Origin of the sequence: Neoroseomonas terrae (assembly GCF_018129025.1) — a bacterium.
Taxonomy (GTDB): Bacteria; Pseudomonadota; Alphaproteobacteria; order Acetobacterales; family Acetobacteraceae; genus Neoroseomonas; species Neoroseomonas terrae.
The window spans coordinates 117,173-138,193 of the sequence record NZ_JAAEDI010000010.1 but is presented as its reverse complement, the minus strand read 5'-3'; the positions used below and the strand labels follow the sequence as shown (position 1 = coordinate 138,193).

Below are 21,021 nucleotides of genomic sequence, written 5' to 3'. Positions count from 1 at the left end.
CGGGACGGCACCTCGCCGTAGCGGACAGGCACAGCCGGTTTCCCGTGCCCCCAGGTGTCTCGGAGGTGGACGCCATGCGCAACGCTTCACAACTCGTACGCGGCAAATGATCCCGCAATGGCGCCTCGCAGCGGCCGCATCGTCGCCCGCTGCTCTCGGCACAGGATCCCGCTTACTGGGCAGCCGGAGCACATCATGCCGCATCGTGCGGCGCCCATGTTCTCAGGCGTTCTCCGCCTTAGGCTTTGGATTGAACTGAGCACGCGTCGCCGGAGATTGCGCCGCGCCATGATGTGCTGAGTCCGTCAGAGCCTCGCGCAGAGTGAAGAAGTCGCAGATCGATCAGCCGGCACCGGCTGCTTGAGCGGCCCGGGCGCTTCTGCCAGGGTATGATCTGGTCGAGCAGCCTGAGGCGCTCACTGGCTGCTTCGCCCTCAAGCCAGACATAGGCCAGCTCCGACGGTAGCGCCGGGAGCCGACGCTCATGGCTTTTCCCACGTCTGGGCTGAACAGCGGCAGTTTTTCTGGAGAATTTCCTCCGGTAACGAGCATGGCACGACCGTGATTGCGCCGTGCAGAAACCGGGTGGTCAACACGCCGGCTTTATTGCCCAATCTTTGCCCGCACTCAGTACGCACGACTTCGTGGGAGACCGCCATGCCAATCAGACGTCGATCCCTGGCTGCTGCATCGCTCGTTGCAGGCGCTGCGGTGCCTGTTTCCGCAGGGGCTCAGCAAGCGCAGCGCCGCGCCTCATCTGCCGCCGCGCCGACCTCGGCAACCCCGGCCACCTTCGCCCAAGTCACCAAGCCTGCCGACGGCGTGATCATGCCCGAGGGATATATCCGTGCCATGGCGCAGTTCGCCTATGCCTGGGCCTGGCCGATGGTGAACCAATCGAGCCGCCGCGCGCTTATCACCCAGGCGCCGCGCATCGGCCTGAATGGCGGCATCGTGCCGGTGGCGCCGCGAGGCTACATCGCCATGCTCGTCGACTACATCAAGCCGGAGGAGACGTTCGTCACCTGCCCGAACCAGGACGTGGTCTACGGCAATGGCTACTTCTCCCTGGACGAGCAGCCGGTCGTCATCCAGGTGCCCGACTTCGCCGATCGTTTTTGGGTCTATGCGCTTTATGACGGCCGATCGGACCAGTTCGGCCAGCTCGGAAAGCCCTATGGCACCAGGCGCGGCTTCTACCTGATCGCCGGACCGCGCTGGCAGGGACGGGTTCCACAAGGCATCACCGGGGTGGTGCGCAGCCCAACCGAACTCGCCAACGCGATCCCGCGCATCTTCCTGAACGACACCGATGAGGACCGCCGCGCGATCCGCCCGGTGATCAACCAGGTCATGGTCTATCCGCTGACCGAATTCACCGGCCGCATGAAGACGATGGACTACGCGGCGCTGCCGAGTTTCCCCGTGCCCCCCTCCAACGGTGAGGAGACCCGGTGGGTGGACCCGGAACGCTTCTTCGAGCAGTTGCCTGCGATTCTCGACGCCATCGCGCCGCAGCCGGGCGAGGAAGCGATCTATGCCAATGTTCGACAGCTGCTCAACGCCGGGAAGGCTGACCCGGCCGTCGCGCGCCTGCTGACCGAGAGTGCGGTCGCGGCGGAACGCGAGATCGTGGCGTCCTTCTTCCAATGGCGCCACAACGGCGTGCCGGCCGGCAACAACTGGAACCGATCGAAAAACAACGCGCAGTTCGGCGTGGACTACTTCAACCGGCTCGGCACCGCGAAATCGAACATGTTCGACAACCGCCCGAACGAGACGCAGTACTTCTACACCGATCTCGACGGCGACGGCACGCAGCTGCATGGCGCCGGCAGTTATGCAATCACCTTCCCAGCGGGGCAGACGCCACCTGTACGCGGCTTCTGGTCCATGACCCTCTATAACGACAAGCATCTGTTCCACGCCAACCCGCTGAACCGCTTCTCGCTCGGCACCAAGAACACAAATCTGGTGCGCAATCAGGATGGGTCGCTGACGCTCTATGCCGGCAAGGACAATCCCGGCCAGGGGCGGGAGGCCAATTGGATTCCGGCGCCGGACGAGAATTTCTCCCTCTACATTCGCGCCTATTGGGGGCAGCAGTCGGTCCTCGATGGCACGTGGCAACCGCCGAAGGTCGAGAAGCGCTGAACGACGCAGGGATCACGAACATGACCGCATCATCCGTCTCGCGCCGCGCGGCGCTCAGCGCAAGCGCGCTGCTGCCAGCGGCGACGCTCGCGCAGGCGCAGACCGGTGGCCCTACGCCGGCGGACTCGACAGCAGCGCCCGCTGCCTCTGCCGCGGCGCTGCCCGGCGGCGTGCTCACGCCGCTGATGGCGCAGATCAACAACGGCAACTGGCTCGGCCCAGCCGAGGCGGAAGCCCTGCGCGACGAGTATTTCCTGCAGAGCGCCATCAGCGCCTACGTCAACACGCTGCCGCTGCTGAACGTGATCGGCATGCGCGACGGCTCCGAGGCCACCTTCGGCAAGGGCTACAACATACTGCCCATCTGGAAGGACCGGATGGACAGCCTGTGCCAGGTGCCGACGCCGAACGCCGACGTGATCTATTCGATGAGCTATCTGGACCTGAAGGAGACGGGTCCGCTGGTGGTCCATGCACCGGCCAACGTCATCGGCATGTTCACCGACTTCTTCCAGCGCACCATCACCGATGTCGGTTCCGTCGGGCCAGACCGGGCGCAGGGCGGGCTCTATCTGCTGTTGCCGCCAGGCTACGCGGGGCCGGTGCCGGGCGGGTATTTCGCCTTCACCTCCTCGACCTACAACGTGTTCCTGTTCTTCCGCACGCTGATGGAGCAGGGCGACAACGGACCGAACCCCGCGCCGGCCGCGGCCAATGCCCAGCAGACGCGCGTTTATCCTCTTCACGAAATCGAGCGCCGCATCAAGCCGATGCAGTTCCCGAACGGGTCCGGCCGTCGGGTCAATATGATGTATCCGGTGGACAACAGCTATTGGACCAAGCTCAAGGCCTTCGTGGATTACGAGCCGGTCGAGTGCATGCCCATGGAGGTCCGCGGCACGCTCGCCGAGATCGGCATCATCAAGGGGCGGCCCTTCAGCCCCGATGCGCGCCAGCAGGCGCTGCTGGAACAGGCCGTGAAGAAGGCACCGCGCATGATCATGGCCCGGCGCCAGCTCGGCCGCGCGGACGGGCGCAACCTCTACTACGAAGGACGCCAATGGGAGTCCGCCTGGGGCGGCGCGACCGCCGACTGGTACCAGGACAGCTACCTCGACGCGATGCAGCGCGCGACCTTCTTTCAGGTGGCCTATTCCTCGGCACCGGCGATGGTGATGCGGACCACGGGCGCCGGCTCGAAGTATCCCCTGACCGTGCGCGACAAGGATGGGCAGTTCCTGAGCGGGTCGAACGCCTATCGCCTGCATATTCCACCCGGGATTCCGGCCGGCTTGTTCTGGGCGGTCACGGCCTACAACATCACCGATGGCACCATGCCCGAGACGCCGCAGCGCCTGCCCTCCATCAACGGCTACAACAAGGTGCAAAAGAACGGTGACGGGTCCATTGACCTGTACTTCGCTGCTTCTCGTCCCGCAGCCGCTCCGGAGTCCAACTGGATCCAGGTGCAGGACGGGCGGAACTTCCTGGTGACGCTGCGCCTCTACGGCACGGGCATCGAGTTCTACGACCAGACCTGGAAACCGGACGACGTGGTAAAGATCGGCTGACCGGTGAAGCATCGGGACGAGGAAGGTCTGCAGACCCTTCGGCTGACGCACCGTTGAGCTTTTACCATTGGGCGAGCGTTCCTGCCGCTGTCGCATGACGTTCGGCCTCCACGAGCCGCCCGCGGACCCGCAGATCAGGCGTCAATCGGCGGCGTCTCGATGGCCTTCTGCGAGGGTCGCGGCGCGGCTCGCCGAACAGCGCCTTGGTGTCCCGTGCGAAATGGCCGTGGTGCGAGAAGCCGTGCACGAGCGCGACCGACTTCGTAAGCGTCAGGGGGCTTTCTGTCGCGCGGAGGGCGCGCTGCGCCAGCATCAGCCGCCGCGCCTTGAGATAGCTGCGCGGGCTGACACCGACCGTCGCCATGAAGGCGCATGCGCCTTGCGGCCGGGAAACGCCGATCGCTGCGCAGAGTCCGCGCAGCCGTCTGATCGCACGAACTCAGCCCGGGGGCCGACGCCCTCGGAAGGTGATGGTTGGAAACCGCAGCACGGCACTCCGGCGCTTCAGTGATGGGCGCGAGGCGCGATGCTCTTCGCGTCTTGCTCCGACAATCCTGCCATGATTGCACCAAGGTCGACCGCAAGAAGGTCCAGCACCACGCTCAGTGGCGAGCGGAGGTCGCCTGTCCGCGTATTGTGCTACGACGACGCCACGGTTCTGCCGGACTGAAGACCACGAACACTTGACTCATTGCGGGCGCATCGGTAGATATATAAGCAAATTCTGTGACTTAGTCGACGATCAGGAGTCTGCGTAACCCCGCGGCAGGTGCTGGCGCGGAGGGAAACGGAGACAGTGGCGTTATGGCGAGCACGGTTTCTGCGGCCAAGCCGCAGCGAGAGCTTCGTCGCTTCGGTGGAGGATTGAGCACCACGCGCTCACCCTCCGTGGCGATGGTTGTGTCCCGTGAACCACGGCGACACCGCTCCGTCTTCCGGCCCAACGCGAGCGCGATATGCCAAGTCCGGCGCGGTGCGCACCGGTCTGCCAAGCCGAGTGGTCGCATCCCATGCCGGTAGCGATCGCCCTGATAGCCGTGGCCGTCGGCTCTATCCTCTTTCACCTGCTCAGCCCTTGGTGGTGGACGCCGATCGCGTCGAACTGGACGTACATTGATGACACGCTGATCGTCACGTTCTGGATAACCGGCGTCGTCTTCACCGCCGTCGTCCTGTTCATGTCGTATTGCGTCCTGCGCTTCCGCCACCGACCCGGCCACAAGGCGGAACACGAGCCGGAAAACAAGAAGCTCGAATGGTGGCTGACCATCGGTACGGCGGTCGGCGTCGCGGCCATGCTTGCACCCGGACTGATCGTCTGGCAGCGCTTCATCACCGTGCCGCCCGACGCCACCGAGATCGAGATCGTCGGACAGCAATGGCAGTGGAGCTACCGCTTGCCGGGCCGCGACGGGAGGCTTGGCACGGTCAATGTCCGCTTCGTCGGCCCGGAGAACCCACTTGGTATCGACCCCGCTGACCCGTCAGGGCAGGACGACGTCATCGTGGAGGGCGGCGAGCTTCAGTTGCCGATCGGGCGGCCGGTCCACGTTCGCCTGCGCGCGGTGGACGTGCTGCACAATTTCTACGTGCCCGAGTTCCGCGCGAAGATGGACATGGTGCCTGGGCAGGTCACGTCCTTCTGGCTGACGCCGACGCGTACGGGCACGTTCGAAGCGATCTGCGCAGAGCTCTGCGGGCTAGGCCACGCCGTCATGCGGGCCCGCGTCGTGGTGGCCGAGCCGCCCGATTACGAAGCCTGGCTCGAGCAGCAGCCGACCTTCGTGCGGCGTCTCGCGGCTGCGCAATAGGATCGTGAGGAGGCTCCCGGCATGAGCATCGCCTCGGACCCAATGACCGGCATCCCCGCCGCCGAGGTCGAGGACGTCGAGCTCTACCATCCGCATAGCTGGATCACGAAGTACGTCTTCTCCCAGGACGCCAAGGTCATCGGCATCCAGTATTCGCTGACAGCGACGGCAATCGGCCTCGTCGCGCTGGTGCTTTCCTGGCTGATGCGCCTGCAGCTAGGGTTCCCCGGCGTCTTCGACTTCATCACTCCGGCGGAGTACTATCAGTTCATCACCATGCACGGCATGATCATGGTGGTGTATCTGCTGACGGCATTGTTCCTCGGCGGCTTCGGTAATTACCTGATCCCGTTGATGGTTGGCGCTCGGGATATGGTGTTCCCCTACGCGAACATGCTGTCCTACTGGATCTACCTTCTCGCCGTGCTGATCCTCGCGGCGAGCTTCTTCGCCCCGGGCGGACCGACCGGCGCCGGCTGGACGCTATATCCCCCTCAATCCATCCTCACCGGTACGCCCGGCGGGCAGGACTGGGGCATCCTGCTCATGCTCTCCTCGCTGATGCTGTTCATCATCGGCTTCACCATGGGCGGGTTGAACTACGTGGTGACCGTCCTGCAGGCCCGCACGCGCGGCATGACGCTAATGCGCATGCCGCTGACCGTCTGGAGCATCTTCACGGCAACGGTGATGGCGCTGCTCGCCTTTCCGGCCCTCTTTGTGAGCTGCGTGATGCTGATGCTGGATCGCCTGCTCGGCACCAGCTTCTTCATGCCGGCGCTGGTCGAGATGGGCCAGCGGCTGAACCATGAAGGCGGGAGTCCGCTGCTGTTCCAGCACCTCTTCTGGTTCTTCGGGCATCCTGAAGTCTACATCGTCGCCCTGCCTGCCTTCGGCATCGTGTCCGACCTCATCAGCACCCATGCGCGGCGGAACATCTTCGGCTATCGCCAGATGGTATGGGCAATCATCATCATTGGTGCGCTCAGCTTCGTCGTCTGGGCACACCACATGTATGTCAGCGGCATGAACCCCTATTTCGGGTTCTTCTTCGCGACGACGACGCTGATCATTGCGGTGCCCACGGCGATCAAGGTCTACAACTGGCTGCTGACGCTTTGGCGCGGCGATATCCACCTGACCATCCCGATGCTCTTTGCGCTGGCCTTCATCGTCACCTTCGTCAATGGCGGGTTGACCGGCCTGTTCCTCGGCAATGTGGTCGTGGACGTGCCTCTCTCGGACACGATGTTCGTGGTTGCCCATTTTCACATGGTGATGGGCGTTGCGCCGATCTTCGTCATCTTCGGCGCCATCTACCACTGGTACCCGAAGATCACCGGCCGGATGCTGAATGAGGCGATGGGCCGATTCCATTTCTGGGTCAGCTTCCTTGGCGCCTATCTGATTTTCTTTCCCATGCACTATATCGGCCTCCTCGGGGTGCCGCGGCGCTACCACGAAATCGGCGAGGCCGCCTTCGTGCCGGCCTCGGCGCATGACCTCAACGCCTTCATCACCGTCATGGCGCTGATTGTCGGCTTTGCGCAGATGGTCTTCCTCTTCAACCTTGCGTGGAGCCTGCGCCACGGCCGGGAGGCTGGGCCCAATCCGTGGAATGCGACGACCCTCGAGTGGCAGACGCCTGAAACGCCGCCCGGCCACGGCAACTGGGGCAAGGCGATGCCGGTCGTCTATCGCTGGGCCTATGACTACAGCGTGCCAGGCGCGGCGCGCGACTTCATCCCGCAGAACGAGCCGCCACGGGGGCCCGCCGGATGAACGCGATCATCCTCTACCTCGCGGTCGTCGGCTGCATCGCCGGATGGTGGCTGTCGCGGCAGAGGCTGATGTCAAAGCCTTGGCTCGAGGTTGGCGTTCCGGCCGAAGTGACGCGGGGCGAGGTGCCGGGCGTGCCGCCCGTCAAGCTGGGCCTCTGGGTATTCATGGCCGTGGTCGGCGCGCTGATCACGCTCTTCATCAGCGCCTACCTGATGCGCATGCACATGGCGGATGATTGGCGGTCGATCCCCACGCCGTCGATGCTCTGGTTCAATACCGGGCTGCTGATGCTCAGCAGCTTCAGCTTGTATCGCGCCGAGCTTGACGCGCGTATCGGATGGCGCGAAGGCATCGCTGTCGGCCTTGCGGCCGGCGGCCTTTCGGCCCTTGCCTTCCTCGCCGGCCAATACCTCGCCTGGCAGCAGGTGATGGCGGAAGGCTTCGGTGTTGCGACCAATCCCTCGAGCTCATTCTTCTATCTCATCACGGCCGTACACGGTCTGCACCTGATCGGCGGGCTCATCGTGCTTGGCCGCACCGCCTATCGGACAGCGCGGGGATCGCCGCTCGCACAGCTCCGCCTCAGCACGGAGCTTTGTGCGACCTATTGGCACTTCCTGTTGCTGGTCTGGTTCGCCTTGTTCGCCCTGCTACTGCACGGCTAGGGAGGATCGCGAGGATGGAAGGCAGCGTCCGAACCCAGATTTCAGCGACCGCGCATCGCACCGGCGGGATTCAAGGTTTCGTCGGGGACTGGAGTTCCGACCAGACGACGTTCAAGGACGTCTCCTGGGGGAAGGCGATGATGTGGATCTTCCTCCTCAGCGACACCTTCGTCTTCGGTTGTTTCCTGCTGTCCTACATGACGGTGCGGATGTCGACGACGGTCACCTGGCCGAATGCGAGCGAGGTCTTCGCGCTCGAAATCTTCGGCACGCATATGCCGCTCATCCTCATCGCCATCATGACCTTCGTGCTGATCACGAGTAGCGGCACCATGGCAATGGCGGTGAACTACGGTTATCGGCGGGACCGCAAACGCACAGCGATCCTGCTGCTGGTTACCGCGACCTTCGGCGCTCTTTTCGTCGGCATGCAGGCCTTCGAATGGACCAAACTGATCCATGAGGGCGTACGGCCGTGGGGTAATCCCTTCGGTGCAGAGCAGTTCGGCTCATCCTTCTTCATGATCACGGGCTTCCACGGTACGCATGTCACGATCGGAGTGATCTTCCTGCTGATCGTCGCGCGAAAGGTGTGGCGTAGGGATTACGACACGGGCAAGGCCGGCTTCTTCACCAGCCGCAAGGGCCGCTACGAGATCGTGGAGATCACCGGCCTCTACTGGCACTTCGTGGATCTGGTCTGGGTCTTCATTTTCGCCCTCTTCTATCTCTGGTAGGGGAAACCGACATGTCGCACGTCGCCGAGGCACATGCCGCCCCAACGTCGGCGCGCGGCGCCGACGCTGCGCATGCGGTGGGTCAGCAGCACCCGATCCGTCTGTACCTTGTGGTGTGGGGCTGGCTCTTCGTCCTCAGCACCTTTTCCTACCTCGTGGACTATTTCCAGCTCCACGGGCTACTTCGCTGGTCGCTGATCCTGGTTTTCATGGCGCTGAAGGCAGGGCTGATCGTCGCCGTCTTCATGCACATGAAATGGGAAAGGCTCGCGCTGGGCTACGCTATCCTGCTGCCGCCATTGGCGGTGCTGATCTTCGTGGCCATCATGGTGCTGGAAGCGGATCACACGCTGCTTTCGCGCATTGTGTATTTCAGCCGGACTCCCGGCTGAGGCCCGCGCGGCGACCATAAGGCCGCCGCGCCGCGTGACCGCTCAAGCCTCGACGACCTGCCGGTACAGGTGCCACGTGGCATGTCCCAGAACAGGCATCACGACAGCAAGGCCGACGAAAAGCGGCAGGCAGCCCAGTGCGAGAAGCACCGCGACAACGATGCCCCATGCCGTCATCGGGATGGGGTTGTGCAGCACGGCGCGGATCGAGGTGCGGACCGCGACCTGCACGCCGACATTGCGGTCGAGCAGCAGGGGGAACGAGACGACCGTCAGTGACAGGATGATGAAGGCGAAAAAGAGCCCTACCACATGCCCCCAAAGGATCAGCCGCCAGCCGGCGCTTGTCGTCAGCACCGCGCTCAGCAGGGCCCAGAAGGAACCGGGCAGCATCTCCCCCATCGTTGCGCGATAGACGGCCTGGGCGGCAAAGAGCCAAGCCACGAAGATCGCCACCATGAGCACACCGAGCGCCGCGATCGACCCGATCGCCGGTGAGCGGAGGACGTCGAAGGCGTTGAGCCAGGTTGTCGGCAGGCCCTGTTCACGCCGGCGGCTCAACTCATAGATGCCAAGGGCTGCGACGGGGCCCATCAGCGAAAGACCGGCCACCAACGGATACAGCAGCGGCAGCAGCGCCCCGCCTGAGGCGGCACGCGCCGCGACAAAGCCGACGATCGGGTAGATGATTCCGAGAAAGACGAGCTGCGTCGGCGTTTCGTTGAAGTCGGCGTAACCCCGGGCCAGAGCGACACGGATGTCGGAAAGGCCGATCTTTCTGACAATGGGGGCGAGGTGAGCCTGGCTGTCTCGGGAAACCAGCACGGCCTGAACCATGACAATGCCTCCTCCTGAAGCGCTCGCAGTCACCTCCTTCGTGACCAGGAGCCACGGAGGATGACCCTGCGGCCTGCAGTGACGAGGCAGCCAAGCGTCCGTCGAGCGACAGGCTCTCGGGCCAACAACTACAATTCATGGCTAGCATATCGGCCCGCGCTTCGCACGCGCCGATGTCGGTGGGCGGCGCGTCGGTCGTCGGGCGTTGCGCGGCGGCACCATCAACCGCACCGCGGGCAGAGAACACTTCCGGGTTATCGCTGCGCTGCAAGATAGGCAATGAGGTCGTTCAACTGCGTGTCGTTGCGCAGCCCCGGGAAACTCATCGTGCCGCGCGGCACCAACTCCTTCGGGTTGCGGACGTAGACGCGCAGTTGATCTTCGGTCCAGGTCAGCCCGCCCTCGCCGCGTTCGCGCATGTTCGCCGAGTAGCGGAACCCTTCGATGCTCGCCGCACGGCGGCCGACGACACCCCAGAGGTTGGGACCGACGCCGTTGCGCCCGCCTTCAGTGATGGTGTGGCATGCGAGGCATTGGCTGAAGACGCGCCGTCCCGCGGCGGCATCACCCGATTGGGCAGAAGCCGTGGCGACAATGCTTGCGATTGCGGGTACCGCCAGCAGGATGATGCGCCACATTGCGACCTCCTCAGTGGCGCGCCGTACCGGCGCGCGCGGTGAACCCCGGCACCGGCGTGGAGATGTTGCGCTATTCTAGCAAACTGCGGGGCATGTGACGCAGCATTCTGTTGGCCCCAGAGCCCCATTCGGACTCGGGGTGTCGCCAGGCGAAGCCGGGAGACTGCTCCGCTAGCCCATCGCTGGCCGGCTGAACCTCAACGAGGTGTGCCGGCCGCTCCGAACCGGCAGCATGAGCCGCCCGATGATCGGGCGAACCCATCTGCGGCGAGAGGCCGCCAAAGCAAGCGGCGCTCAGTTGACGCGCAGGTTCGCCGAGCGAATGAGCGTGCCCCACTTGTTGATCTCGGATTCCAGATGGCGCCGGAACTCGGCCGGGGTGGAACCCACTACGTCGCTGCCCTCGTTGGTGAAGCGCGCGCGCACATCGGCATTGGCCAGCACTTTGCGCATCTCCTCGTTCATCCGGTTGACGATCGGCTCCGGCAGGCGCGCTGGGCCGACCAGGCCGGTCCAGTTCATCGCCTCGAAAGCCGGGTGACCGAGTTCTGCCACCGTCGGCACGTCCGGGAACGCTGAGCTACGCGCAGGAGAGGTGACGGCCAGTGCCCGGATCTCTCCCGATTCCAGAACGCCTTTCACGGACAGCGGATTCGCGGAATAGACGTCGATTCGGCCGGCCAGCAGGTCGGCAACGACGGTGCCTGCGCCGCGATAGGGCACCTGGACGATATCGATGCCCGCGCTGGCATTCATCACTTCGCCCCCGAGATGGCCGACCGTGCCGTTGCCCGGATGGCCTGCGCTGAGCTGCCCGGGCCGGGCCCGCGCCGCTGCCAGCAGGCCGTCGAGGTCACGGATCGGCGAGTTGCGCGCGACCACGATGAGATTCGGCTGCTGCGCGACGAGACCGATCGGCGAGAGGTCGCGCAACGGGTCGAAGGGCAGATTCGGATAGATGGCCGGTGCGATCGCGAGGTTGGAGGTCTGGCCGAGCCCGATCGTGTAGCCGTCCGGCGCCGCCTTGGCGACGACGTCCAGGCCGATGGTGCCCCCCGCACCGGGACGGTTGTCGGCAACAATTGTCCACCCCGTGGCGAGGCCGATACGCGTCGCCAACTCGCGCGACACGGTATCGGTGCCGCCGCCGGGCGGGAAGGGAACGATCAGGCGGATCGGACGGTCGGGCCAGGCGGACTGGGCCTGGGCCGTGCGACCGAGAAGGACGGGCAGGGCGAGGCTGGCAGCCCCGTTGGCGAGCAGACGGCGACGCTTCACTGGTGTTTTCCTCCCGAAGGCACATCGTCGATACCATCGGTTGGCGAGCGTGCCGAGTATCTCCTGACGGTGCCGGCGCACCAAAGGCGCGTGCCCCGCAGGCCCGCCGGTATCGCAGACGGCAATCCTTCATGTCCGGGGGACACTCATCAACCCGAAGAGTAGCCGTCGCGATGCGAAAGCGTTGTCGCGAAACAGGCCCGGCGCCCGCGAGCCGAGGAAGATCCGACGAGGACCGGCGCGTAGCGAACAGGGCCCGCTCGGCGAAATCGTGGTACAGGTTCGTCGATGAGGTCACGGATGTCACGATCGGCACTGATAGGAGTCTGCATAGCCGCCGCGGCGCTGATGGTATCGGGTTGCTCGGTTTCGCCATCGCGCAGCGCATTGCCGCAGCTCCGAGCTGCGCCGTCGGATGATCGGCCACCTTGGCTTCGCGACCTTCCGGCGCAGTTGGAGCGGTATCCGGCGCCACATGGTTGGGGCGGCGATAATCTGGTCTCACTGCAAAACGTTCTCGGCACGGGGTAGCTGCCTACTGCGCCCGGTCATCGGGCTGCCAGACAGTTCGGGCAAAGCATTGCCCGCGCTACCGCCGTTTGATCTCCCGCCAAAGCACACGGAGGTCGCCAAGCGCGGGCGGCTCATCCGAACCACGGCAAGAAGGATGCTCATGGTGCGCCGAATCATCGTGCGGGTGTCCATTCTGGTAGTCGCGGTGCCGCTGGCGTTGATACTCCTGTTCCGCTTCCTCCCGCCGCCGGCAACGCCGTTGATGCTCATACGGCTGATGGAGGGATACGGCTGGCAGCGCGGCTGGATGCCCCATGATGAGATTGCTCCAGCGCTCGCCGCAGCGGTGATTGCTGCGGAGGACAATCTCTTCTGCGAGCAGTGGCTGGGATTCGACTTCAATGCGCTTGGCGAGCAAGTGGACGCCTGGTCGGAGGGCGACCGGCCTCGCGGTGCCAGCACCATCACGATGCAGACGGCCAAGAACCTCTTTTTGTGGCCCGGACGGGATCCTGTTCGGAAGGTCCTGGAAGCCTGGTTCACGCCGCAAATTGCGCTGTTGTGGCCGCGGCGGCGCGTTCTTGAGGTGTACCTTAATATCGTGGAGTTCGGCCCTGGCATCTATGGCGCGGAAGCGGCCGCCCAGCACTTCTTTGGGAAGCCTGCCGCGCGGCTCTCGACGCGGGAAGCCGCGACCCTGGCGGCGGTCCTTCCCAACCCATTGTCCTGGTCTGCGGGATCGCCAGGTCCGTATGTGCGCCGGCGCGCCGCCGTCATCGAGCGGCGCATCGGGCAGATCCGCCCTCTGCTCGGCTGCTCATGGTAGGGTCCGGCGGCGCGACCGGGTGATTTAGTCGCTTTCTGGCGGACTTACTCCGTCGATCATCGGCATCAGATGATTCGGAGAACAGCGTTCGATTCGTGCAGCGACGCCGTAGACATCAGCCAACTTGTTGGAGGCACTATCTGTGCCGGAGCGCCGGAGCCTCGCACGCTCCATCGCGTGCACGAGACTCGGTCCAGCGCGCCGCGATGCCCGTCGGCGATGAAGGCATCGCCTGGCCGTCCCCAGGCTATCTGCACCGGACAGCACGGCAGCTTACATGCGATCCGGGTAGGCGATCGACCACACCAATTCCACGGCTTCGCGCGGATCTGCGTTCGAATAGCGTCGCAGGCAATTCGGTGGAATCGAGAAGCTATCCCCGCTGCGCAGCACGAAGCTCCGGCCATTCAGCCAAAGATCGAGGCGGCCCGAGACAACGTAACCGCCGACCTCGGCCGGGTGCGAATAGGGTTCTTCACCGGTGCTCCCGCCGGGCTCCAGCGTCAGAATGAACATCTGGAGCGAGCCGTCCCGCCTCGGGCTCAGCAGCTCCTTGCTCATGCTCGTGCCGCTCGCCATGGTGATCTTGCGGCGGAACTCCCGCCTGACGATCAAGTGCCCCTCGCCATCGTCACCGGCATGGCCCTCCTCGAAGAACCATCCCGTGCGGATGCCAAGCGCCGAGCTCAGGGCAACGAGGTTCTTCAGTGATGGCGCGGAGATGCCGCGCTCGATCTGGCTTAGCAGGCCGATCGAGATACCAGTCCGGTCTGAAAGGACCTGCAGGGACAGCGATAGTGAGCGCCGCAGCATGCGGATCTTGGGACCGATCACAGCGGACGTTGCGTCGGTCTCACCCGACGCCTCGGCCGTGCTCGCCAACTCTACATCTTCCATCGCCAAGCAGGTCTCGCCAAGGTTGCGGTCGGACAATCTATCTTGTCGAGCCGCATGCTTGAAGTTCAAGCCGCATTGGCGAGGCTGAGGGATCAGGGTCTGGCCATGCCAGCCGGCCAGCATAGGCAAGCTCGTAGGAACTGCCCTTACGGCCTCCGTCGCGATGCGCGAGTTGTCGTGGCCGTGCCGGACGCGGGAACGCGGATGCTGCCGGTGCGTGTTCCCGCGATCAGGCAGGGGCTGTAAGCGGCTTGCCCGTCTGATCCACGCCCATCTCTTTCATGTCGATGTAGCGGTCGCCGATCCGCGAATGCGGCCTGCCGCCGTCGGAGGCTCCGATAGCGACCACGATTTCATCCGGTCCGGGCGCGTCGGGGATCGCGAATTCGAGGGTCAGGAAATGCGAACGAGACCCGCGCAGCTCGCTTGTCTTGTGCGTCAGCGGCAGGATGACGGCGCCACCGGCACCGTTGCGCTTGTTGGTGAAGGACATGAACGAATCGCCACGCGTGCCGATGCGGACCCGGTTGCCGAAATGCAGGGTGTGGATCATCGCTGCGGCGTGCTCGATCTCGCCATTGACCCCGACGACCGCGCATTTGCCGAAGGCCTCGATGGCATCTGCATCGGGGAAGAGGTCGACCAGCCGCGGCACGAGGGTATCGCCCAGGGCGGCGGCATACGCCGTGATGCCGGGACGAAGGTTGTCCACGAATGCGGCACCGGCCCACGGATTACGGACGACCGCCGCGCAGCCCGCCATGCGAATGGGCCGTGCTGTCGCTCTTCCGCCTTCTTCCAGCGTATCGTCGATGAAGGTGACGATCTTGCGAATGGGGTGAGGCGTCACGGACAGAGATCCTGTCTCATGCGATCGTCGCGTGCTCTCATCATCGCTTCCTTCTCCGGGCTGGCGGCCAGGATTTTCATTAATCTGAGTATTCGATGTCAAGACGCCCGGCAATAGCGGCGATACGTGGCCCGCATGTTTCATTTTTCTGAAAAACTAACTTGACCCTCGTTTCAACGCTTGCTTAGGCTCGATGCGGTTGGTGCCGATGCGCCATTCGGCGGAGGGCTGGGACAAGTGTCTGACGATCGCTTCTTTTCAGGGACTAGGCTGCGCACCCGCTATCGGCTGCATGGTGAGGGACGGCCTGTCGTGCTGATTCACGGCGTCGGCAGCGACCTGGAGGACCTGTCGCTCGTCGCGGGAGCGCTCGGGACCGGCTTCCGTATCCTGCGCCCTGATCTGCGCGGCCATGGCCAGTCAGAGCGCGTGCCCGGCCCCTATGTCCTAGAAGACTTCACCGACGATATCTCGGAGATGATGGAGCATGTCGGGTTCACCAGCGCTGACATCATGGGCTTCTCGCTCGGTGCGCTGATCGCGCAACGCTTCGCGCTGGACCATCCTGACCGCGTGCGACGCCTCGCTCTCGTCAGCGGCGTTGCCGGCCGCACCGGGGCCGAGCGCGAGGCGGTGCTGAAGCGCCTTGCAGCCCTCGAGCGCGACGAGCCGATGAGCCATGCGACGGCATCCGCGTCGCGATGGTTCACGGATGCCTTCCGCGAAAGCCATCCAGACGTTGTCGAGAGCCGGCTCGCCCGCATCGCGGCCAACCACAAGCCCAGCTACGCCGCCGCCTATCGCGTCCTGGCGACGAGCGACCTCGCCGATGCGTTGCATCGGATCGCGGTCCCGACGCTGGTGATGACCGGCGAGTTCGACCAGGGATCGAACCCGCGCATGGCGCGGCTGATGCATGAGCGTATCGCCGGATCGGAGCTTCAGATCCTGCCTGGATTGCGCCACTCCATCCTGCTGGAGGCGCCCGACGTTGTCGCCGGCCATCTGCGCGAGTTCCTGACCCGGCCGGATGCGCCGCCAAGCGGCCGGCGCGCCGCGCTCGCCGCGGCGTTGTTCGGACTTCTCGCGGCACCCGCGGTCGCGCAGGGCAGCGGGACGCACATCGCGTCCGAGATGCTATGGCGGACGTTGGCGATCGAGATGCTGCACGTGCCTTATCGCGGCACGGCGCCGGCGCTGAACGACCTACTCGCGGGGCGGCTCGACGTGATGTTCACCACGATCTCCTCCGTGGCATCGCAGGTACGATCCAACGCGGTGAAGGCGGTCGGCGTCAGTGGCGCGCAGCGCAGCCCTCTGCTTCCGGAGGTGGCGACGATCGCTGAGCAGGGCTTCCCCGGTTATGAGTTTTCCAACTGGGCAGCGATCGTTGCGCCAGCGCGAACACCGCGGCCGATACTCGATCGGGTGGCGGCAGCCGTGACACAGGCGATGCGGACGCCTGCGGTTCGGGAGCGGTTGGCCAGCGAGGGTGTGGTTGGCGACCCGGAGGGACCGGATGCGGCTGCGCAGCTTTACCGTGCAGAAGTAGCGCGCTGGACACCCCTGCTGCGGGAAATGCAGGTCGAGATGAACTGAACGCAAGGGCAAGCCGGCGGGAGCCGCACCGACGCGCTTTGACATCGGCCCCATGAGTTCGGCACCTGGCTGCGCTGTCATGCAGCGCTGATCGCTATGCAGACCGAGCCATGATGTCATTCAGACACCATGTGCCGATGTACGCAAATGTCGCTGTCCCACGGCCACAGCCAAGCAGGTCGCGTCCTCCCGATCGGCTCCGAACGTAGCGCCTGTAGGTGTGGGCACCCGCGCTGTGCTGCATTCGCCTTTGGCGAGCCGGCCGTCTTTTTCGTCTGCGGATCCGGCGGCTGTTGAGGTTAGACCTGAGACCGCTGCCGTTCGCGTTCGCCGGCCCCGCGTCCGATCTAACCCCGGCCTTCATGGCATGACGCGCCTCGCTGGTCGTCCTGAGCATGAGATGGGTCCACGGCGAAGACGCTGCCTCCGGCGTGGCGTTCGGCAACTCTCCGAGCGGCCAGGCGCTTAGGGTGTGTTCAGACAGTCGATCGCGAGATCCGACCGCGCCCATCCTCAGGTCGGACGGCCATCGGTGAAGGACACGACCCGATGACAGCTTCAGGCCATCACTCGATATCCAGGCGCGCATTGGTGGCTGGAACGGCCGCCGGTACCGCGCCTATCCATGGCGAGGCGGGCGCGCAATCAGTTTCCGCTCCACATGGAACTCCCGGATCGCCGGAAGCGACAACGGCGCAGATATCGCTGCGCGTAAACGGGCAAAGCCGCAACCTTGCGCTGGATCCGCGCACGACGTTGCTCGACGCCTTGCGTGAGCACCTGCGATTGACCGGCAGCAAGAAGGGGTGCGACCACGGCCAGTGCGGCGCCTGCACGGTGATCGTGGAAGGCCGGCGTATCTATTCCTGCCTGACATTAGCCGTAATGCATGATGGCGATGCAGTCACCACCATCGAAGGAATTGGCCGCCCCGGCCACCTGCATCCGATGCAGGCTGCCTTCGTCAGCCACGACGGGTACCAGTGCGGATACTGCACACCCGGCCAAGTCTGCGCTTCCGTGGCCATGCTGGATGAAATCAGGGCCGGCGTCCCGAGCCATGTGACCGCCGACCTTATGGCGCCACCGCAGGTCACGGCGGAGGAGATCCGCGAGCGGATGAGCGGCAATATCTGCCGCTGCGGTGCCTATTCCAACATCGTCGACGCGATCGTAGAGGTCGCCGGGAGGCCGGGATGAGGCCCTTCACCTATGAGCGCGCACGGACCGCTGCCGAGGCGGCGGTGGCCGCGCGCCGGCCCCACGCCAAGTTCATTGCCGGCGGCACAAATCTGCTCGACCTTATGAAATTGCAGATCGAGACGCCGACGCATCTTATCGATGTGAATGGGCTCGGCCTCGACCGGATCGAACCGACGGCCGACGGCGGATTGCGCATCGGCGCCCTGGTCCGCAACACCGAGCTTGCCGCCGACGAGCGGGTGCGGCGGGACTACGCCGTGCTATCCCGCGCGCTGTTGGCCGGCGCCTCGGCGCAGCTGCGCAACAAGGCGACGACTGCCGGCAATCTTCTGCAACGCACTCGCTGCCCATATTTCTATGACACTGCGCAGCCCTGCAATAAACGCCAGCCGGGGGCCGGTTGCGCAGCGATCGGCGGCGTCACGCGGCAACTCGCGGTGATTGGGGCCAGCGAGGCCTGCATCGCGACCCACCCCAGCGACATGGCGGTCGCCCTGCGGGCCCTGGATGCGGTGGTGGAAACGGTGAAGGCGGACGGTGCGACGCGCAGCATCGCGATCGCCGAGTTCCACCGCCTGCCCGGCGACACGCCGCAGGTCGAGACAACGCTCGAGGCGAGCGAATTCATCACCGGCGTTATCCTGCCGCCCCCGCTCGGTGGGCGCCATTTCTACCGCAAGGTACGCGACCGCGCCTCCTACGCCTTCGCGCTCGTCGCCGTGGCGGCAGTGGTCCAGCGGGATGGCACCGGCCGCGTCGCCCTCGGCGGCGTGGCACATCGCCCCTGGCGGGTCGAGGCCGCCGAGGCGACGTTGCCGCGCGGCGCCAAGCCAACCATGGCCGGCATCCTCGATGGCGCGCGGCCGAGCCATGACAACGCATTCAAGCTGACATTGGCGGAGCGGGCGCTCGCTTCGATCCTGGCCGAGGCGAGGGCTGAGCCATGAAGTTCGACGCTCCCGCGTCCGACAATCCAATCGACCGCCTCAAGGTCGTGGGGCAGCCAGTCGATCGTATCGACGGACCACGCAAGACCACGGGCACCGCGCCATACGCCTATGAGCGGCACGAGGTTGTGCCCAATCAGGCCTATGGTCATGTCCTCGGAGCAGGCATCGCCAAGGGACGGATCACCGCCATCGATGCGAGCGCGGCGAAGGCTGCGCCCGGCGTCCTCGCGGTGGTCACGACACTCGACATGCCGCGGCTCGAGAAGGGGGTGACGAACACGGCCAGCCTCTTCGGCGGTCCTGACATCCAGCACTACCATCAGGCGATCGCGGTCGTGGTCGCGGAAAGCTTCGAGCAGGCGCGCGACGCCGCCGCGATGATCCGCGTGGGTTATGCGCCTCAGCGCGGCCGCTTCGATCTGACCGCAGAGGCACCGAAGGCAGAACTCGCCTCGGCCGACAGCGGCGCGCCACCGCAGGAGGACCGCGTCGGCGATTTCGAAGGCGCGTTCGCACAGGCCGCGATCCGACTGGACGAGACCTATTCCACGCCGGACCAAAGCCACGCGATGATGGAGCCACACGCGACCATCGCCGCGTGGGAGGGCGAGAAGCTCACTATCTGGACCTCCAACCAGATGATCGCCTGGGGGAAGCGCGACTTGGCGAGGACGCTCGGCTTGCCGGCCGAGAATGTGCGCGTCGACTCCCCCTTCGTCGGCGGCGGCTTCGGCGGCAAGCTGTTCCTGCGCGCTGACGCGGTTCTCGCGGCGCTCGGGGCTCGGGCAGCGGGACGTCCTGTCAAGGTCGCGTTAACCCGACCGCTTATGGCGAACAACACCACGCACCGGCCGGCCACGATCCAGCATATTCGTATCGGCGCGGCGCCGGACGGCAGGATCACGGCAATTGCGCATGTAAGCCTTTCGGGCGATCTGGAGGATGGCGGGCCGGAGACAGCGGTTGCTCAAACGAAGCTGCTCTACGCTGGCCGCAATCGGCTAACCGCGCTGCGCCTTGCTGTGCTCGACCTGCCGGAGGGGAATGCCATGCGTGCCCCGGGGGAGGCGCCGGGCCTGATGGCGCTCGAGGTGGCCATGGACGAGATGGCGGAGCGCCTCGGCATGGATCCGATTGAGTTCCGCGTCGTCAACGACACGCAGGTTGATCCTGACGACCCTGACCGGCCGTTCTCGCAGCGCCAGCTTATCGAATGCCTTCGCCATGGCGCACAGCGCTTTGACTGGAGCCGGCGCGCCGCGACGCCGGGCCAACGTCGGGAGGGTCGCTGGCTGCTCGGCATGGGGGTTGCGGTCGGCTTCCGCAACAACCTGGTGATGGCGTCCGGCGCTCGGGTGCGGCTGGACCGGGATCGGGGCGTGACGGTCGAAACCGACATGACTGACATCGGTACAGGCAGCTACACCATCATCGCGCAGACCGCGGCAGAGATGATGGGCGTGTCACTCGACAAGGTGACAGTGCACCTGGGCGATTCCAGCTTTCCCGCCTCGGCCGGCTCAGGCGGCCAATGGGGCGGCAACAGTGCGACGGCGGGCGTCTATGCGGCTTGCGTGAAGCTGCGTGAGGCCGTGGCGGGACGGCTCGGCTTCAATTCCGCGGAGGCCGAGTTTGTCGAGGGGATGGTGCGTGCCGGCAACCGCGGCGTCCGGCTTGGCGACGCGGCGGGCGCGGATGGCCTGACGGCCGAGGACAAGATGGAATACGGCGACCTCGCCAAGCGATACCAGCAATCGACCTTCGCCGGACATTTCGTGGAGGTGGCGGTGGATGCCGCCACTGGGGAGTCGCGGGTCCGGCGGATGCTCGCCGTCTGTGCCGCCGGACGCATCCTCAATCCCAAATCGGCGCGGAGCCAAGTGATTGGCGCCATGACGATGGGGGTTGGCGCAGCGCTGATGGAGGAGCTGGCGGTGGACACGCGCCGCGGATTCTTCGTCAACCACGATTTGGCCGGCTATGAGGTGCCGGTCTGCGCCGACATCCCGCATCAGGAGGTGATCTTCCTGGACGAAGTCGATCCGATCTCTTCCCCGATGAAGGCCAAGGGTGTCGGGGAGCTTGGCATCTGCGGCGTGGGCGCGGCAGTTGCGAATGCGATTTACAATGCGACGGGGGTGCGGGTGCGGCACTATCCGATCACGCTCGATAAGCTGCTGGAAGGGCTGCCGGCGACCATGTGATGGATGCGGAGGGCGCGGCCCAACGCTGCTTGCGCGTTCCCGATCGACTGGCTCGAGTGACACAAAGCGCCTGCTACGCCACGGCAACCGAACGCGCCAGGATAGAGCGCAGCA

The 21,021-nt window shown here is 65.1% G+C and carries 18 protein-coding genes; 12 read left to right on the top strand and 6 right to left on the bottom strand.

Annotated features, from left to right (window positions below):
* The first annotated feature begins 585 nt into the window (after positions 1 to 585).
* Complete coding sequence (locus GXW78_RS10990) at positions 586 to 2,154, top strand: DUF1254 domain-containing protein (RefSeq protein WP_211868705.1); 1,569 nt, start codon at positions 586 to 588, stop codon at positions 2,152 to 2,154.
* A 20-nt stretch (positions 2,155 to 2,174) separates the two neighbouring features.
* Positions 2,175 to 3,725 carry a DUF1254 domain-containing protein gene (locus tag GXW78_RS10985; protein ID WP_211868703.1) on the top strand — a complete coding sequence of 517 codons (1,551 nt, stop codon included), beginning with the start codon at positions 2,175 to 2,177 and terminating at the stop codon, positions 3,723 to 3,725.
* A 61-nt stretch (positions 3,726 to 3,786) separates the two neighbouring features.
* Here GXW78_RS10985 and GXW78_RS10980 read toward each other — a convergent pair whose 3' ends face one another.
* The gene (locus GXW78_RS10980) at positions 3,787 to 4,125 is read right to left on the bottom strand and encodes a helix-turn-helix domain-containing protein (protein ID WP_338147730.1); all 339 of its coding nucleotides are present in this window, start codon (positions 4,123 to 4,125) and stop codon (positions 3,787 to 3,789) included.
* A gap of 610 nt (positions 4,126 to 4,735) precedes the next feature.
* On the opposite strand from GXW78_RS10980, the gene GXW78_RS10975 reads away from it, so the two are divergent.
* The 5 genes from GXW78_RS10975 to GXW78_RS10955 are packed head-to-tail and all read left to right on the top strand — an operon-like array spanning position 4,736 to position 9,112.
* Positions 4,736 to 5,536: a cytochrome c oxidase subunit II gene (locus tag GXW78_RS10975; protein WP_246522039.1), complete on the top strand. Its 801-nt coding sequence runs from the start codon at positions 4,736 to 4,738 to the stop codon at positions 5,534 to 5,536.
* A 21-nt stretch (positions 5,537 to 5,557) separates the two neighbouring features.
* Positions 5,558 to 7,318 carry a cytochrome c oxidase subunit I gene (gene ctaD, locus GXW78_RS10970; protein WP_211868701.1) on the top strand — a complete coding sequence of 587 codons (1,761 nt, stop codon included), beginning with the start codon at positions 5,558 to 5,560 and terminating at the stop codon, positions 7,316 to 7,318.
* Complete coding sequence (locus GXW78_RS10965; RefSeq protein WP_211868700.1) at positions 7,315 to 7,983, top strand: cytochrome c oxidase subunit 3; 669 nt, start codon at positions 7,315 to 7,317, stop codon at positions 7,981 to 7,983. The genes ctaD and GXW78_RS10965 overlap by 4 nt, the downstream gene beginning before the upstream one ends.
* Positions 7,984 to 7,997: 14 nt before the next feature.
* Entirely contained in the window at positions 7,998 to 8,720 is a 723-nt protein-coding gene (locus tag GXW78_RS10960; protein WP_211868699.1) for a heme-copper oxidase subunit III family protein, read from the top strand.
* Positions 8,721 to 8,731: 11 nt separating this feature from the next.
* The gene (locus tag GXW78_RS10955; protein WP_211868698.1) at positions 8,732 to 9,112 is read left to right on the top strand and encodes a cytochrome C oxidase subunit IV family protein; all 381 of its coding nucleotides are present in this window, start codon (positions 8,732 to 8,734) and stop codon (positions 9,110 to 9,112) included.
* A gap of 42 nt (positions 9,113 to 9,154) precedes the next feature.
* On the opposite strand, the gene GXW78_RS10950 is transcribed toward GXW78_RS10955, so the two are convergent.
* The 3 genes from GXW78_RS10950 to GXW78_RS10940 all read right to left on the bottom strand — a co-directional run bounded on the left by GXW78_RS10950 (position 9,155) and on the right by GXW78_RS10940 (position 11,865).
* Positions 9,155 to 9,949, bottom strand: a complete 795-nt coding sequence (locus GXW78_RS10950; protein ID WP_211868697.1) for a DUF2189 domain-containing protein — start codon at positions 9,947 to 9,949, stop codon at positions 9,155 to 9,157.
* A 254-nt stretch (positions 9,950 to 10,203) separates the two neighbouring features.
* Positions 10,204 to 10,587 carry a c-type cytochrome gene (locus tag GXW78_RS10945; RefSeq protein WP_211868696.1) on the bottom strand — a complete coding sequence of 128 codons (384 nt, stop codon included), beginning with the start codon at positions 10,585 to 10,587 and terminating at the stop codon, positions 10,204 to 10,206.
* A gap of 294 nt (positions 10,588 to 10,881) precedes the next feature.
* Positions 10,882 to 11,865 carry a Bug family tripartite tricarboxylate transporter substrate binding protein gene (locus GXW78_RS10940; RefSeq protein WP_211868694.1) on the bottom strand — a complete coding sequence of 328 codons (984 nt, stop codon included), beginning with the start codon at positions 11,863 to 11,865 and terminating at the stop codon, positions 10,882 to 10,884.
* Positions 11,866 to 12,538: 673 nt separating this feature from the next.
* On the opposite strand from GXW78_RS10940, the gene mtgA reads away from it, so the two are divergent.
* Positions 12,539 to 13,204: a monofunctional biosynthetic peptidoglycan transglycosylase gene (mtgA, locus tag GXW78_RS10935; protein WP_211868693.1), complete on the top strand. Its 666-nt coding sequence runs from the start codon at positions 12,539 to 12,541 to the stop codon at positions 13,202 to 13,204.
* 273 nt (positions 13,205 to 13,477) lie between these two features.
* On the opposite strand, the gene GXW78_RS10930 is transcribed toward mtgA, so the two are convergent.
* Both GXW78_RS10930 and GXW78_RS10925 read right to left on the bottom strand, forming a co-directional pair.
* Positions 13,478 to 14,170, bottom strand: a complete 693-nt coding sequence (locus tag GXW78_RS10930) for a cupin domain-containing protein (protein ID WP_211868691.1) — start codon at positions 14,168 to 14,170, stop codon at positions 13,478 to 13,480.
* 160 nt (positions 14,171 to 14,330) lie between these two features.
* Entirely contained in the window at positions 14,331 to 14,951 is a 621-nt protein-coding gene (locus tag GXW78_RS10925) for an amino acid synthesis family protein (RefSeq protein ID WP_338147727.1), read from the bottom strand.
* 237 nt (positions 14,952 to 15,188) lie between these two features.
* Here GXW78_RS10925 and GXW78_RS10920 point away from each other — a divergent pair, with 237 nt between their 5' ends.
* The 4 genes from GXW78_RS10920 to paoC all read left to right on the top strand — a co-directional run bounded on the left by GXW78_RS10920 (position 15,189) and on the right by paoC (position 20,907).
* Positions 15,189 to 16,550, top strand: coding sequence for a tripartite tricarboxylate transporter substrate-binding protein (locus GXW78_RS10920; RefSeq protein WP_211868687.1), 1,362 nt, complete (start codon positions 15,189 to 15,191; stop codon positions 16,548 to 16,550).
* Positions 16,551 to 17,099: 549 nt separating this feature from the next.
* Positions 17,100 to 17,750, top strand: a complete 651-nt coding sequence (gene paoA / locus GXW78_RS10915) for an aldehyde dehydrogenase iron-sulfur subunit PaoA (RefSeq protein WP_211868686.1) — start codon at positions 17,100 to 17,102, stop codon at positions 17,748 to 17,750.
* Complete coding sequence (locus tag GXW78_RS10910; protein ID WP_211868685.1) at positions 17,747 to 18,700, top strand: FAD binding domain-containing protein; 954 nt, start codon at positions 17,747 to 17,749, stop codon at positions 18,698 to 18,700. The genes paoA and GXW78_RS10910 overlap by 4 nt, the downstream gene beginning before the upstream one ends.
* Positions 18,697 to 20,907 (top strand): aldehyde oxidoreductase molybdenum-binding subunit PaoC, encoded by a 2,211-nt coding sequence (paoC, locus tag GXW78_RS10905; protein WP_211868684.1) that lies wholly within the window; start codon positions 18,697 to 18,699, stop codon positions 20,905 to 20,907. Before GXW78_RS10910 ends, paoC begins: the two co-directional genes overlap by 4 nt.
* Positions 20,908 to 21,021: the final 114 nt, after the last annotated feature.